9 protein-coding genes are annotated in these 13,674 nt (G+C 58.4%); 3 read left to right on the top strand and 6 right to left on the bottom strand.

The window, feature by feature from the left end:
• Window positions 1–52 precede the first annotated feature (52 nt).
• Window positions 53–949, top strand: coding sequence for a DMT family transporter (locus tag ACT3IC_RS18795; RefSeq protein ID WP_103179927.1), 897 nt, complete (start codon window positions 53–55; stop codon window positions 947–949).
• On the opposite strand, the gene narI is transcribed toward ACT3IC_RS18795, so the two are convergent.
• The 5 genes from narI to ACT3IC_RS18770 form a co-directional block, all read right to left on the bottom strand.
• Window positions 946–1,623 (bottom strand): respiratory nitrate reductase subunit gamma, encoded by a 678-nt coding sequence (narI, locus tag ACT3IC_RS18790; protein ID WP_103179928.1) that lies wholly within the window; start codon window positions 1,621–1,623, stop codon window positions 946–948. The two genes, ACT3IC_RS18795 and narI, sit on opposite strands and share 4 nt — an antisense overlap.
• Window positions 1,623–2,333, bottom strand: a complete 711-nt coding sequence (gene narJ, locus ACT3IC_RS18785) for a nitrate reductase molybdenum cofactor assembly chaperone (RefSeq protein WP_103179929.1) — start codon at window positions 2,331–2,333, stop codon at window positions 1,623–1,625. The genes narI and narJ overlap by 1 nt, the downstream gene beginning before the upstream one ends.
• Complete coding sequence (gene narH / locus ACT3IC_RS18780) at window positions 2,330–3,865, bottom strand: nitrate reductase subunit beta (protein WP_103179930.1); 1,536 nt, start codon at window positions 3,863–3,865, stop codon at window positions 2,330–2,332. Before narH ends, narJ begins: the two co-directional genes overlap by 4 nt.
• Window positions 3,862–7,605, bottom strand: coding sequence for a nitrate reductase subunit alpha (locus ACT3IC_RS18775; RefSeq protein WP_180210500.1), 3,744 nt, complete (start codon window positions 7,603–7,605; stop codon window positions 3,862–3,864). The genes narH and ACT3IC_RS18775 overlap by 4 nt, the downstream gene beginning before the upstream one ends.
• Before the next feature lie 378 nt (window positions 7,606–7,983).
• Window positions 7,984–9,378: a NarK family nitrate/nitrite MFS transporter gene (locus tag ACT3IC_RS18770; RefSeq protein WP_473478582.1), complete on the bottom strand. Its 1,395-nt coding sequence runs from the start codon at window positions 9,376–9,378 to the stop codon at window positions 7,984–7,986.
• Window positions 9,379–9,687: 309 nt separating this feature from the next.
• Between ACT3IC_RS18770 and narX the strand changes: the two genes are divergently transcribed.
• Both narX and narL read left to right on the top strand, forming a co-directional pair.
• On the top strand, window positions 9,688–11,484 hold the full coding sequence (gene narX, locus ACT3IC_RS18765) for a nitrate/nitrite two-component system sensor histidine kinase NarX (RefSeq protein WP_473478579.1): 1,797 nt from the start codon (window positions 9,688–9,690) through the stop codon (window positions 11,482–11,484).
• Window positions 11,477–12,127: a two-component system response regulator NarL gene (narL, locus tag ACT3IC_RS18760; protein WP_032611305.1), complete on the top strand. Its 651-nt coding sequence runs from the start codon at window positions 11,477–11,479 to the stop codon at window positions 12,125–12,127. Before narX ends, narL begins: the two co-directional genes overlap by 8 nt.
• 2 nt (window positions 12,128–12,129) lie before the next feature.
• Here the strand turns inward: narL and ACT3IC_RS18755 are convergent, their stop codons facing one another.
• A complete protein-coding gene (locus tag ACT3IC_RS18755) occupies window positions 12,130–13,533 on the bottom strand; it encodes a YchO/YchP family invasin (RefSeq protein ID WP_156654665.1) in 1,404 nt (467 codons plus the stop codon).
• Window positions 13,534–13,674 lie beyond the last annotated feature (141 nt).

The raw sequence follows: 13,674 nt of genomic DNA, 5'->3' as shown, positions 1-13,674 counted from the left end.
TTAAATCGGACACCGTTTTTTAACAATAGAGGCAATAATCAGGAGGTGTACGATGCGCGACATTCAACAAGGCGTCTGGCAGATGAGCCTGGCGATGCTGATATCCGGCTCTATCGGGGCTTTTGTGCTGCTTTCCGGCTTGCCGGTCACTGACGTAGTGTTCTGGCGCTGTCTGATCGGCGCCATGGCGCTGTTTCTTTTTATTCGTTTCAGTAAACGCCCTTTTAGCCCGTTAACCAAAGTAACCCTGGGTCTGGCCATTCTTGGCGGCATTGCGCTGGTCGTTAACTGGCTGCTGCTGTTTGCCGCGTTCGAACGTATCTCCATCGGACTTTCGACGGTGGTCTATAACACCCAGCCCTTTATGCTGGTGTTAATGGGTATGCTGATGGGCGAGCGGGTGAGTCTGGTGAAATGGGGCTGGCTGTTCCTCGCCTTTGGCGGGGTGGTGATTTTGCTCTCCAGCGAGCTGACCGGCGGACACAGCGCACAATGGCTTTCGGGGATCGGCCTCGCGCTGGGTGCCGCTTTCTTTTACGCCCTCACTGCCATTATCACGCGCAAATTACAGACCATTACACCGCAGCACATCGCCTTTATCCAGGTGTTAACCGGTGTGGTGATGCTGCTGCCGCTGGCGCATATGCCGACCTTCTCCCGCGATTTCCCGTGGGCGATTCTGCTGACGCTGGGCATCGTGCACACGGGGGTGATGTATCAACTGTTATACAGCGCCATTCAGAAGCTCCCTACTCCCATCATCGGCTCGCTGTCATTTATCTATCCGGTCGTCGCGCTCGTTGTCGATAACCTGCTGTTTGGGCATGCGCTCAGCCTTACCCAACTGGCTGGCGGAGCGCTGATCCTGTTTGCCGCTGCGGGTAACAACCTCGGCTGGGGCGAAAAAAAACCCCGCCAGAGCGGGGTTGAGATGAAAACGGCGGATTAGCGACGGGCGCGCACAATCTGGTATTTGCGCGTCATGTACTCCACCGGCGCGCTCCAGATATGCACCAGACGGGAGAACGGGAACAGCAGGAACAGCGTCATGCCCAGCACCAGGTGCACGCGGAAGATAAACGCCACGCCGTCCAGATGCTCAGACGCACCGCCATGGAAGGTCACCACCGACTGTGCCCAACCCACCAGCTTCAGCATTTCGCTGCCGTCCATGTGCTGAGCCGAGAACGGAATGGTCAGCAGACCCAGCGCGCACTGCACCATCAGCAGGGTGAGGATCAGGATATCCGCCCCGGTGGTGGTGGCGCGAACGCGCGGGCTGAACAGACGACGCTTCAGCAGCATCAGGCCGCCCACCAGGGTCATCAGGCCGCAGGCGCCGCCGGCAATCATCGCCATCTTCTGCTTCACGTCCATCGGCAGGAAGGATTCATACATCCAGTGCGGGGTGAGCATTCCGAGGAAGTGACCGGCAAAAATCCCCAGAATCCCGAAGTGGAACAGGTTGGATGCCATGTTCATCCCTTTGCGATCCAGCATCTGGCTGGAGGCGGCGCGCCAGGTGTACTGGCCGTAGTCGTAACGCAGCCAGCTACCAATCAGAAATACCGAACCCGCAATGTACGGATAGATATCGAAGAAGAACATATTCAGGAAGTGCATTATTGCTGTCCTCCGTTAGAGATATTCAAATATTGCGGGGCAACGGCACCGGCAAAACGACGCTGGTGAGCAGAGATTTCCGATTCACCGCAGCTCTGGTCAGCAAAGAACTTCACCTGCTCCTCTTCCCAGACCGCATCCAGCGCCTGTGGGGTGTCGTCGCGCGCTTCATCGGCGATTTTCTCCGCCACTTTTTCACTGTCGACCGAGGCGTTAGCCAGCTTCACCAGCAGTTCGAACAGCACCGCATAGCGGCTTTCACGCTGTTGCAGACGCGCGCTCAGTAACGCCAGGATCGGGGCGATATCCTGCAGGCCGCCCAGCGCCTCTTCTTTTGGCAGCTGTGCCAGATACTCCAGGTAGAGCGGCAGATGATCCGGCAGCTCGCGGCTGTCGAGATGCAGGCCGTGCTGCTCATACTGGGCCATTAAATCCACCATCGCCTGACCGCGATCGCGGGACTCGCCGTGAACATGTTCAAACAGGAGCAGCGAGGTGGCGCGGCCCCGGTCGAACAGCTGGCTGTAGTCAGACTGCGCATCCAGCAGATCGCGCGCTAACAGATCGCGGAGGAAAACGCCCAGTTTCTGGGCATCCTCTTTATCCAGGTTTTCCGATGACGCGAGTGCATCGAAGAGTTCCTGTTGATGCTGCGCCAGCGCAGCATCCGGGTACTCGAGCAGACGCGAAACAATGACGAGTTCAATCATTGGTGCGGCTCCGTTTTGCTGGTCACATCCATCGCGTCGATGCGGCGGCTGTTGAACAGGTTGAATTTGTTGTCTGAACCGTGGCAACCGTCGCCGAAGGTAAAGCCACACCCGCTTTTCTCCGGGAAGGCTTCACGCGCCAGCTCACGGTGGCTGCTCGGCACCACGAAACGGTCTTCGTAGTTGGCAATCGCCAGGTAGCGGTACATCTCCTGGGCCTGGGCTTCGCTTAAGCCCACCTCTTCCAGGGCGCGGGTATCGATGACGCCGTCAACGGTTTCCGCGCGTTTGAAGTGGCGCATCGCCAGCATACGTTTCAGGGCCAGCAGCACCGGCTGGGTATCCCCTGCGGTGAGCAGGTTCGCCAGGTACTGAACCGGGATACGCAGGCTTTCGACGTCCGGCAGGATTCCGTTGCTGCCGAGCTCACCGGCATCCGCCGCAGACTGGATTGGCGACAGAGGCGGCACGTACCAGACCATCGGCAATGTGCGGTATTCCGGATGCAGCGGCAGGGCCAGCTTCCAGTCCATCGCCATTTTGTAGACCGGCGACTGCTGCGCGGCGTCGATCACGCTCTGCGGAATACCGTCCTTCAGCGCCTGGGCGATCACCTTCGGATCGTTCGGATCGAGGAACACATCCAGCTGACGCTGATAGAGATCTTTCTCGTTCTCGGTGCTCGCCGCGTTCTCAATCGCGTCAGCGTCATAGAGCAGTACGCCGAGGTAGCGAATACGGCCTACACAGCTCTCGGAGCAGACGGTTGGCATCCCGGCTTCGATACGCGGGTAGCAGAAGATGCACTTCTCAGACTTACCGCTCTTCCAGTTAAAGTAGATCTTTTTGTACGGGCAGCCGGTGATGCACATACGCCAGCCGCGGCACTTGTCCTGGTCGATCAGCACGATGCCATCTTCTTCACGCTTGTAGATGGCGCCGCTCGGACAGGTGGCGACACACGCCGGGTTGAGGCAGTGTTCGCACAGGCGCGGCAGGTACATCATGAAGGTGTTTTCGAACTGGCCGTACATCGCCTTCTGCATGTTCTCGAAGTTCTGGTCTTTGGCGCGTTTTTCGAACTCGCCGCCCAGAATCTCTTCCCAGTTTGGCCCGCTGGTGATCTTGTCCATGCGCTGACCGGTGATCAGCGAGCGTGGACGGGCGATCGGCTGGTGTTTGCTCTCCGGCGCGTTGTGCAGGTTCTGGTAGTCAAAATCAAACGGCTCGTAGTAATCATCGATGCCCGGCAGATGCGGGTTAGCAAAGATTTTACCCAGCAGCAGCGCGCGGTTACCCATGCGCGGCTGCAGCTTGCCGTTGATTTTACGGATCCAGCCGCCCTTCCACTTCTCCTGGTTTTCCCAGTCGGTCGGGAAGCCGGTGCCCGGCTTGCTTTCCACGTTGTTGAACCAGGCGTACTCCATCCCTTCCCGGCTGGTCCAGACATTTTTACAGGTGACTGAGCAGGTGTGACAGCCGATGCATTTATCCAGATTCAGCACCATGCCGACTTGTGAACGAATTTTCATTTTACGCTCTCCTGTACCTGGTCATTACCTTCGCCGTCTAACCAGTTAATGTTCTTCATCTTACGTACCACCACGAACTCATCGCGGTTCGATCCTACGGTGCCGTAGTAGTTAAAGCCGTAGGCCAGCTGGGCATAACCGCCGATCATATGGGTTGGTTTCGGCGTAATACGGGTCACAGAGTTGTGGATCCCGCCGCGCTGCTCGGTGATCTCAGACCCCGGCAGGTTCACGATGCGTTCCTGCGCGTGGTACATCATGGTCATCCCGGCCGGTACGCGCTGGCTTACCACCGCACGCGCCGTCAGGGCGCCGTTACTGTTGAAGACTTCGATCCAGTCGTTATCTTCGATCCCCAGATCTTTGGCGTCCGCTTCACTCATCCAGACAATCGGACCACCACGGGACAGGGTCAGCATCAGCAGGTTGTCGCTGTAGGTGGAGTGGATACCCCACTTCTGGTGCGGCGTCAGGAAGTTCAGTGCCTTCTCCGGGTTGCCGTTCGATTTCGCGCCCATCACCGCTTTCACCGAGCGGGTGTCGATTGGCGGACGGTACACCAGCAGGCTTTCACCGAAGTCACGCATCCACTGGTGATCCTGATACAGGGACTGACGCCCGGAGAGGGTACGCCATGGGATCAGCTCGTGAACGTTGGTGTAACCCGCGTTGTAAGAGACATGCTCATCTTCCAGGCCAGACCAGGTCGGGCTGGAGATAATTTTGCGCGGCTGGGCCTGAATATCACGGAAGCGGATCTTCTCGTCTTCTTTGTTCAGCGCCAGATGGGTATGGTCGCGACCGGTAAACTCGCTCAGCGCCGCCCAGGCTTTCACCGACACCTGACCGTTGGTTTCCGGTGCCAGGGTGAGGATCATCTCTGCCGCATCAATCGCCGTATTCAGCATCGGCTGGCCTTTCGCCGGGCCGTCTGCCTTGGTGTAATTGAGCTTACGCAGCAGATCCATCTCGCTCTGGGTATTCCAGGCGATCCCCTTCCCGCCGTTACCGATTTTCTCCATCAGCGGGCCGATAGAGGTAAAGCGTTCGTAAGTGGCCGGGTAGTCACGTTCAACCGGAATAATGTGCGGTGCAGTTACGCCCGGGATCAGGTCGCATTCGCCTTTTTTCCAGTCCTTCACGTCCAGCGGCTGCGCCAGTTCGGCGGCGGAGTCGTGCTGGATGGGCAGCGTCACCACGTCGGTCTCTTTGCCAAGGTGCCCTACGCAGACTTCAGAGAATTTCTTCGCGATCTCTTTGTAGATATCCCAGTCGCTTTTCGATTCCCACGCCGGGTCAACGGCCGCAGAGAGCGGATGAATAAACGGATGCATATCCGAGGTATTCATGTCGTCTTTTTCGTACCAGGTAGCGGTAGGCAGCACGATATCGGAGTACAGGCAGGTACTGGAGAGACGGAAGTCGAGGGTCACCACCAGATCCAGCTTGCCGTCGAGACCGTTGTCTTTCCACTCCACCTCTTCCGGCTTCACGCCGCCCTGCTTGCCGAGATCTTTGCCCTGGATGCCGTTTTCGGTACCGAGCAGGTATTTCAGCATGTACTCGTGACCTTTACCGGACGAGCCCAACAGGTTGGAGCGCCAGATGAACAGGTTACGCGGATGGTTTTTACCGTTTTCCGGCTGTTCTGCCGCGAAACGGATGGAACCCTCTTTCAGGGATTTGACGGTGTAATCCACCGGGGTCATGCCCGCTTTCTTCGCCGCTTCCGCAATGCGCAGCGGGTTAGTACCCAACTGAGGCGCGGAGGGCAGCCAGCCCATGCGTTCAGCGCGGACGTTGAAGTCGATCAGGTGACCGCTGTAGCGGGATTTATCCGCCATCGGCGACAGCAGCTCCTGCGCGGTAACCGTCTCGTAGCGCCACTGGCTGGAGTGGTTATAGAAATAAGAGGTGCTGTTCATGTGACGCGCCGGACGCTGCCAGTCAAGGGCAAACGCCAGCGGCTGCCAGCCGGTCTGCGGACGCAGTTTTTCCTGGCCCACGTAGTGTGCCCAGCCGCCGCCGCTCTGACCCACGCAGCCGCAGAAGATCAGCATGTTGATCAAACCGCGATAGTTCATATCGAGGTGATACCAGTGGTTCAGACCGGCACCGACGATGATCATTGAACGACCGTGGGTCTTATCGGCGTTATCGGCAAACTCACGTGCGGTACGGATAATCTGCGCCCGTGGAACGCCGGTGATCTGCTCCGCCCAGGCCGGGGTGTACGCTTTTACGTCGTCATAGCTGGTGGCGCAGTTTTCATCACCGAGACCGCGCTCCAGGCCGTAGTTGGCCAGGGTCAGGTCATACACGGTGGTCACCAGGGCGCTAGAGCCGTCGGCGAGCTGCAGGCGTTTCACCGGCAGTTTGTGCATCAGGACGTTCTGCAGCTCCACCTTGTTGAAGTGCTCGGAGCCTTCGCCGCCGAAATACGGGAAGCCAACATCGGCGATCTCGTCCTGGCTGCCCAGCATGCTGAGGCGCAGTTCGGTCTCTTCACCCGTCGTGCCGTTACGCTGCTCAAGGTTCCATTTACCTTTCTCGCCCCAGCGGAAACCGATAGAGCCGTTCGGTGCAACCAGCTCACCATTGCTGTTACAGGCAACGGTTTTCCACTCCGGATTGTTTTCCTGGCCCAGCGCATCCACCAGATCGGCGGCACGCAGCATGCGGCCTGCGGCATAGTAGCCGTCACGCTCTTCGAGCATGACCAGCATTGGCATGTCGGTGTAACGACGCACGTAGTCGGTAAAGTACTGGCTTGGCTTGTCGACGTGGAACTCACGCAGCATGACGTGGCCCATCGCCAGCGCCATGGCCGCATCGGTACCCTGCTTCGGTGCCAGCCACAGGTCGCACAGCTTGGCGATTTCGGCGTAGTCCGGCGTCACGGCTACGGTTTTGGTGCCTTTGTAACGCACTTCGGTAAAGAAGTGGGCATCCGGGGTACGGGTCTGCGGAACGTTAGAGCCCCAGGCGATGATGTAGCTGGAGTTGTACCAGTCGGCGGATTCCGGAACGTCGGTCTGCTCACCCCAGGTCTGCGGAGAGGCAGGCGGCAGGTCGCAGTACCAGTCGTAGAAGCTCAGGCAGGTGCCGCCGATCAGCGACAGATAACGCGCGCCAGAGGCGTAGGAGACCATCGACATCGCCGGGATTGGCGAGAAGCCTGCCACGCGGTCCGGGCCGTAGGTTTTCACGGTATAGACGTTGGAAGCGGCAATCAGCTCATTCACTTCCTGCCAGGAGGAGCGTACAAAGCCGCCGCGACCGCGAGCCTGTTTGAAGCTCTTCGCTTTGTCGGCATCTTCGATAATAGAGGCCCAGGCCAGAACCGGATCGCTGTGCTGCGCTTTCGCTTCACGCCACATTTTCATCAGGCGTTTACGCATCAGCGGGTATTTCAGGCGGTTAGCGCTGTAGAGATACCAGGAGTAGCTGGCACCACGGGGACAGCCGCGCGGTTCGTGGTTTGGCATATCCGGGCGGGTGCGCGGGTAGTCGGTCTGCTGCATTTCCCAGGTCACCAGACCATTTTTGACGAAAATCTTCCAGCTACAGGAGCCGGTGCAGTTTACGCCGTGGGTCGAACGTACGACTTTGTCATGTTGCCAGCGCTGACGGTAACCGTCTTCCCAGTCCCGGTTAGTCTCCAGAACCTGGCCGTGCCCATCGGCAAATGTTTCGCCCTTCTGTTTGAAGTAGCGAAACCGGTCCAAAAATTTGCTCATCGGGTATCTCCTGTATGGAGCCTGTGGCTCTCTAAATCGACATTGCTGATTTGCAGCGAAGGTAACGCTCTGAAAGAGGAGGAGAATTGATAACGATCAAGGGGAGCTGGGGATGTTCAGAAGGGTAAATTTTCGACTACCACCAAAGCGGTACAGAATACAATAATGTAACTTACTGTTTTATATGGTCATTATTTATTTATCCTACAAAAGCGCGCGTAACATTTAACCCCAGCGGTATTAAGGGGTAGGTAAGCCTGTTTAGCGATGGCGATCACAGTGGCCGCATGCTAACGGCGGCTCACCCTTCAAGTATGTTGTAACTAATTGCAGGCTAAAAAAAGCGCGGCACCAGGCCGCGCAAACGGATAATCAAACTTACTTTTTATTAGAATTCCGTCCGTATACCAGCCAGGTGACAAACACGCAGACGATATAGAAAATCAGGAACACCTTCATCGCACCCGCCGGCGAGCCGGTCAGATCCAGCGAGATACCAAAAGCTTTCGGAATAAAGAACCCGCCAATCGCGCCGATCGCTGAGATAAAGCCCAGTGCGGCTGCGGTGTCAGTAGCCGCCTCACGCATCGCCTGCTGCTCAGTGCCGCCCTGCGCTTTAACGCGATCCATCGTCAGTTTACGGAAGATCACCGAAATCATCTGGAAAGTAGAGGCACTCCCCAGCCCGGCGGTCAGGAACAGCACCATAAAGACCGCGAAGAAGGCGCCGAAGTTGCCGCCCACGCCGTTTACCGGCAGGGTCATAAACAGCAGGGCACAGAAGATAGCCATCACCACAAAGTTCACCAGCGTGACGCGGGTGCCGCCCAGACGGTCAGAGATCATCCCGCCGGTAGAGCGTGCCAGGGCACCAATAAACGGCCCGAAGAAGGCGTAGTGCAGGATCTGCACATCCGGGAACTGGGTTTTGGACAGCATCGCAAACCCGGCAGAGAAGCCGATAAAGGAGCCGAACGTTGCCAGATAGAGCAGCGCCATGATCCACAGGTGGGCGCGCTTCAGCACCGGCAGCTGTTCGCTGAGCGACGCTTTCGATGCCGCCAGGTCGTTCATGCCAAACCATGCGGCCAGGGTAAAGACCACCAGGAACGGTACCCAGATCCACGCCGCATTCTGCAGGAACAGGTACGAGCCATCAGCCTGCTCCACGCCTGCGCCACCAAAGGCCGCAAAGATAGGGACCGAGATCGCCAGCGGCGCAATCAGCTGCATTACGCTGACGCCCATGTTGCCCAGGCCGCCGTTGATCCCCAGCGCCCCGCCCTGCTTCTGTTTCGGGAAGAAGAAGCTGATGTTCGCCATGCTGGAGGCAAAGTTTGCCCCTGCAAAGCCGCACAGCAGAGAGATGATCACGAAGGTGCTAAACGGTGTAGAGGTATCCTGTACCGCAAAGCCGAGCCAGACGCACGGAATGATCATGATGCCGGTACTGAACGCGGTCCAGCGGCGTCCGCCGAACACCGGTACCATAAAGGCATAAGGGACACGCAGCAGTGCGCCGGAGAGCGCAGGCAGCGCGGTTAACATAAACAGCTGATCGGTGGTAAACGTGAAGCCCACTTTCGGCAGGTTAACGGCGACGGCGCTGAACAGCATCCAGACGCAGAACGCCAGCAGCAGACAGGGAACGGAAATCCACAGATTACGACTTGCTACACGTTTGCCGCGCTGTTGCCAGAACGCCGGATCTTCCGGACGCCACTCGGTAATGACTGCGCCAGAATCCCTTTCGGGGGTAGTAGAGTGACTCATAGACACCTCTGATTCTTAAAAGTTGCCACAAAGATCAGGGTTTTAAGCCGACAGGAAGTTGATATAAATCAATGGGAAGGTGGGCAATTTTATGGCCTGAAAATCGCTATCCTCCAAAGTGAGTAGCGCTTTTCAGTGAAAAAGGTGTGGTTTTTCACGGTACTGCTCCCCCCGCTTACCCCTCTCCTCCCATTCACCCCTCCAATGGCAATTAGTAGGTAATCCTTTTGGGGTATGGGTATACTCCAGGGGTTGCCTGAGAATAGAGTTCTTGCCGAGTCCAGGCATTGTCAGGAGCCAGACTGCCCTATGTTTAAACGCTGTTTTTCACCACTCACGCTGGTTAACCAACTGGTGCTGATTGTCATGCTGTCTACCGGGATCGGGGTGACAGGGATGGCGATCTCCGGCTGGCTGGTTCAGGGCGTTCAGGGCAGCGCGCACGCCATTAATAAGGCCGGTTCACTGCGTATGCAGAGTTATCGCCTGCTGGCGGCCATCCCACTGGAAGCCAAAGACCAGGCGTTACTCGACGAAATGGAAGCAACGGCGTTCAGCCCCGAACTGGAAATCGCCGCCCGCCGCGATCGTCAGCAGGCGCAGTTGAAGGCCCTGCAGACTTACTGGCATACCCAGTTAATGCCCGGGCTGCGACAGGCGCGTAATCCGGATGCGGTAGCCCAGGATGTCTCCGGCTTTGTCAGCCGTCTGGATACTCTGGTTTCGGCGTTCGATCACAGCACCGAGCTGCGTATCGGCCGGGTAGTATTGTTGCAGCAACTGATGGCGGTCTTCATGGGGTTGCTGCTGGTCTTCACCATCCTCTGGCTGCGCGCCCGGCTGTTGCACCCCTGGCGCCAGCTGCTGGCGATGGCCCGCGCCGTGACCCAGCGTGATTTTACCCAGCGCGCCCACATCAACGGACGCAATGAGATGGCGATGCTCGGCGAGGCGCTGAACACCATGTCCGGCGAGCTGGCCGAGAGTTATGCGGTGCTGGAGCAGCGCGTGCGTGAAAAAACCGCCGGGCTGGAGCAGAAAAACGAGATCCTCTCCTTCCTCTGGCAGGCCAACCGCCGCCTGCACTCCCAGGTGCCGCTGTGCGAGCGCCTCTCGCCGGTGCTTAACGGCCTGCAGAATCTGACCCAGCTGCACGACATCGAACTGCGCGTATACGACCTGGAAGATGAAGAGAATCATCAGGAATTTACCTGTCAGTCGGATGCCAGCTGCGATGAAATTGGCTGCCACCTCTGCCCGCGCGGCCTGCCGCCGCTGACCACCAGCGGGACAACCCTGAAGTGGCGCCTGGCAGATAACCTGACGCAATATGGCATCTTACTGGCAACGCTGCCCGCCGGACGTCATCTCAGCCACGATCAGCAGCAGCTGGTCGATACGCTGGTGGAGCAGCTGACCGCGACGTTAGCCCTCGACCGTCATCAGGAAAAACAGCAGCAGTTGATTGTGATGGAAGAGCGCGCCACCATTGCCCGCGAACTGCATGACTCTATCGCCCAGTCCCTCTCCTGCATGAAGATGCAGGTCAGCTGTCTACAGATGCAGGACACGGATCTGCCGGAGAGCAGCAAGCAGCTTCTGAGCCAGATCCGCAACGAGCTGAACACCTCCTGGATACAATTGCGTGAACTGCTGACCACCTTCCGCCTGCAATTGACGGAGCCCGGCCTGCGGCCTGCCCTGGAGGCCAGCTGTCAGGAGTTTAGCGCCCGGCTCGGCTTCACCGTCTCGCTGGACTATCAGCTACCACCCCGTTTCGTGCCCTCTCATCAGGCTATTCATCTGCTGCAGATCGCCCGGGAGGCGTTAAGCAACGCCCTGAAACACGCCGGGGCGACGGCGGTCTCGCTCACCGTGAGCCAGCACGAAAACCAGGTCAGGCTGGTGGTGCGTGACAACGGCTGCGGGATCCCGGAAAACGCCGAACGCAGTAACCACTATGGTCTGATTATTATGCGAGACCGCGCGCAAAGCCTGCGCGGAGATTGTCAGGTCCGCCGGAGCGAATCGGGCGGAACGGACGTTATCGTCACCTTTATTCCCGAAAAGCCTCTTTTCACTGCTCAAGGAGAACATCATGTCTAATCAGGAGCCCGCTACAATCCTGTTGATCGACGACCATCCGATGCTGCGCACCGGTGTTAAACAACTTATCAGCATGGCGTCGGATATCACCGTCGTGGGCGAAGCCAGCAACGGGGAACAGGGCATTGAACTGGCCGAGGCCCTCGATCCTGACTTGATCCTGCTCGACCTGAATATGCCCGGCATGAACGGCCTCGAAACCCTGGATAAGCTGCGCGAAAAATCGCTCTCCGGGCGCGTGGTGGTCTTCAGCGTCTCCAACCATGAAGAGGATGTGGTCACCGCCCTGAAACGTGGCGCCGACGGCTACCTGCTGAAAGACATGGAACCGGAAGATCTGCTGAAATCGCTGCAACAGGCGGCGGCTGGCGACATGGTGCTGAGCGAAGCGTTGACCCCGGTACTGGCGGCCAGCCTGCGCGCCAACCGTGCCACCTCCGATCGCGACGTCAGCCAGTTGACCCCGCGCGAGCGCGATATCCTCAAGCTCATTGCCCAGGGATTGCCAAACAAGATGATCGCCCGCCGTCTGGACATCACCGAAAGCACGGTCAAAGTCCATGTGAAGCATATGCTGAAGAAGATGAAGCTGAAGTCACGGGTGGAAGCGGCGGTCTGGGTACACCAGGAGCGCATTTTCTGAGTTTACTCCTCCGGCAGCAGCGTCCAGCGCGGATCCTCCTCTGGCAGCGCCAGTAGCGGCTCCGTCAGGGCAAGCGTGATCTCATTGGAAGAGACACGCTGCCCCGCTTCATCTTCCACCACCACCGACAGCCGCCAGCGGTTGCTCGCCCCCTCACTGCTGTCCCACGCCGGCAGGATAATACTCCAGCCTTCGCTGTCACTGGCCTTCGCCGGTGAGGTCAGGCTCAGCGCCTGCGTATCGCCCTGCCAGTGCAGGGAACGCACCCCGTGTCGGCTGCGAATATCCAGCTTCAGCATGACCGTTTCGCCAGGCTTAAGATCCCACGGCGGCGTCGCCAGCCACACCGAGAGCGTTTTACGCTGGCGGAACTCCAGCACCGGCAGGTTCTGACGCTCAGGCGGATCGTAGCGGCTACCCCGCAGGGAGCGGCTTTCAGCCACTTCGCTGGCGGAGAGTTGTTTTTTCAGCGGCACCCCGAAGCGGTAGTTGAGCTTCAGGCCAAGGTTGTTCTGGCTCACCCCACTCTCCCCCTGCTTATGCCCGGCGGAAAGGGTCACCAGCGGCACCGGGGTGTAGTTCAACCCGAGGTTGACCGCCAGCGGATTGTGATACCCGGTGCCGGTGTGAAACAGATCCACGCTGTCGCCAAAATATTGTTCAAAGCTGATGCTGGTGTTGAGGTGATGATAAAAGGGCAGCCTGGCGTTGGCGCTGATATCGTACCCGCGCGCCATGCGCTGCTCCTGCACCTCCGAGCTGTCACGCCAGCTGGCAAACGGCTGATAGTAGTTGGCCGACAGGCGCAGGTATTCGCCCCAGGCTTCGGCGCCGAGCCCGGCGCGCTGGAGGTTTTCATCGAGCAGATTGTCATAAAAGGTGTTGTAACCCAGCAGCCATTTGCCCGCCACCCAGCGCTGGCCGATGCCTGCATTGCTCACCAGGCCGTCCTCCTGCTGGGTCAGGCCGAGCTGACTCCAGGTGAGGTAGTGGTTGTTATCCTGCCAGGGTATAAACCAGCTCCCCTTGCTGCCGGTGAAGCGCCCCTCGTCATTGACCAGCAGATCGACGCTGGCATTGCCCCACGGCGAAAGCCAGGACTCAATGTGCTGGTTCACCTCCTGGCTGACGGCGTCCCGCACCTGGCCCAGGGCAAACTGCCGGGCCTGCTCCTCGGTGGTCAGGCCGTTGTCGGTCATGCTGGCTTCGCCGAACGCTTTCGCCATCTCCGCCAGATGCTTTTCGCTTTCCCCCGTCGGGGTCGCCATGCCTAAGTCCGGCAGGCTGTCGCCATTATTATCGAACGGATTTTGCGCCTGATGGATAAACGAATTCGGGGCAGCGTGAACGGCTCCGGCATAACAGAGGAGAAGAAACAGCGAACGAATACGGGGGGAAACAACCATCACCGTCGTGTAAGGGTGCCTGTGTTGAGAGAAAACGGAGTTAACACCTTAGCGTGCCTGAGAAAAAATTTCAGCCCTAAGGGAAATTTCAGGAATATCCTGAAGCCTGATTGCCGGGTGGCGCTGCGCTTACCCGGCCTA

It is taken from the genome of Leclercia sp. GHBNCSD, from assembly GCF_055805075.1.
The sequence above is the reverse complement of the archived record's forward strand: the minus strand, read 5'-3'. Positions and strand labels throughout refer to the sequence as shown.

Bases quoted from the DNA above. Each gene is read 5' to 3' on its own strand.
- ACT3IC_RS18795 (WP_103179927.1), top strand. From the start codon at position 53: ATGCGCGACATTCAACAAGGCGTCTGGCAGATGAGCCTGGCGATGCTG.
- narX (WP_473478579.1), top strand. From the start codon at position 9,688: ATGTTTAAACGCTGTTTTTCACCACTCACGCTGGTTAACCAACTGGTG.
- narH (WP_103179930.1), bottom strand. From the start codon at position 3,865: ATGAAAATTCGTTCACAAGTCGGCATGGTGCTGAATCTGGATAAATGC.
- ACT3IC_RS18775 (WP_180210500.1), bottom strand. From the start codon at position 7,605: ATGAGCAAATTTTTGGACCGGTTTCGCTACTTCAAACAGAAGGGCGAA.
- narJ (WP_103179929.1), bottom strand. From the start codon at position 2,333: ATGATTGAACTCGTCATTGTTTCGCGTCTGCTCGAGTACCCGGATGCT.
- ACT3IC_RS18770 (WP_473478582.1), bottom strand. From the start codon at position 9,378: ATGAGTCACTCTACTACCCCCGAAAGGGATTCTGGCGCAGTCATTACC.
- ACT3IC_RS18755 (WP_156654665.1), bottom strand. From the start codon at position 13,533: ATGGTTGTTTCCCCCCGTATTCGTTCGCTGTTTCTTCTCCTCTGTTAT.
- narI (WP_103179928.1), bottom strand. From the start codon at position 1,623: ATGCACTTCCTGAATATGTTCTTCTTCGATATCTATCCGTACATTGCG.
- narL (WP_032611305.1), top strand. From the start codon at position 11,477: ATGTCTAATCAGGAGCCCGCTACAATCCTGTTGATCGACGACCATCCG.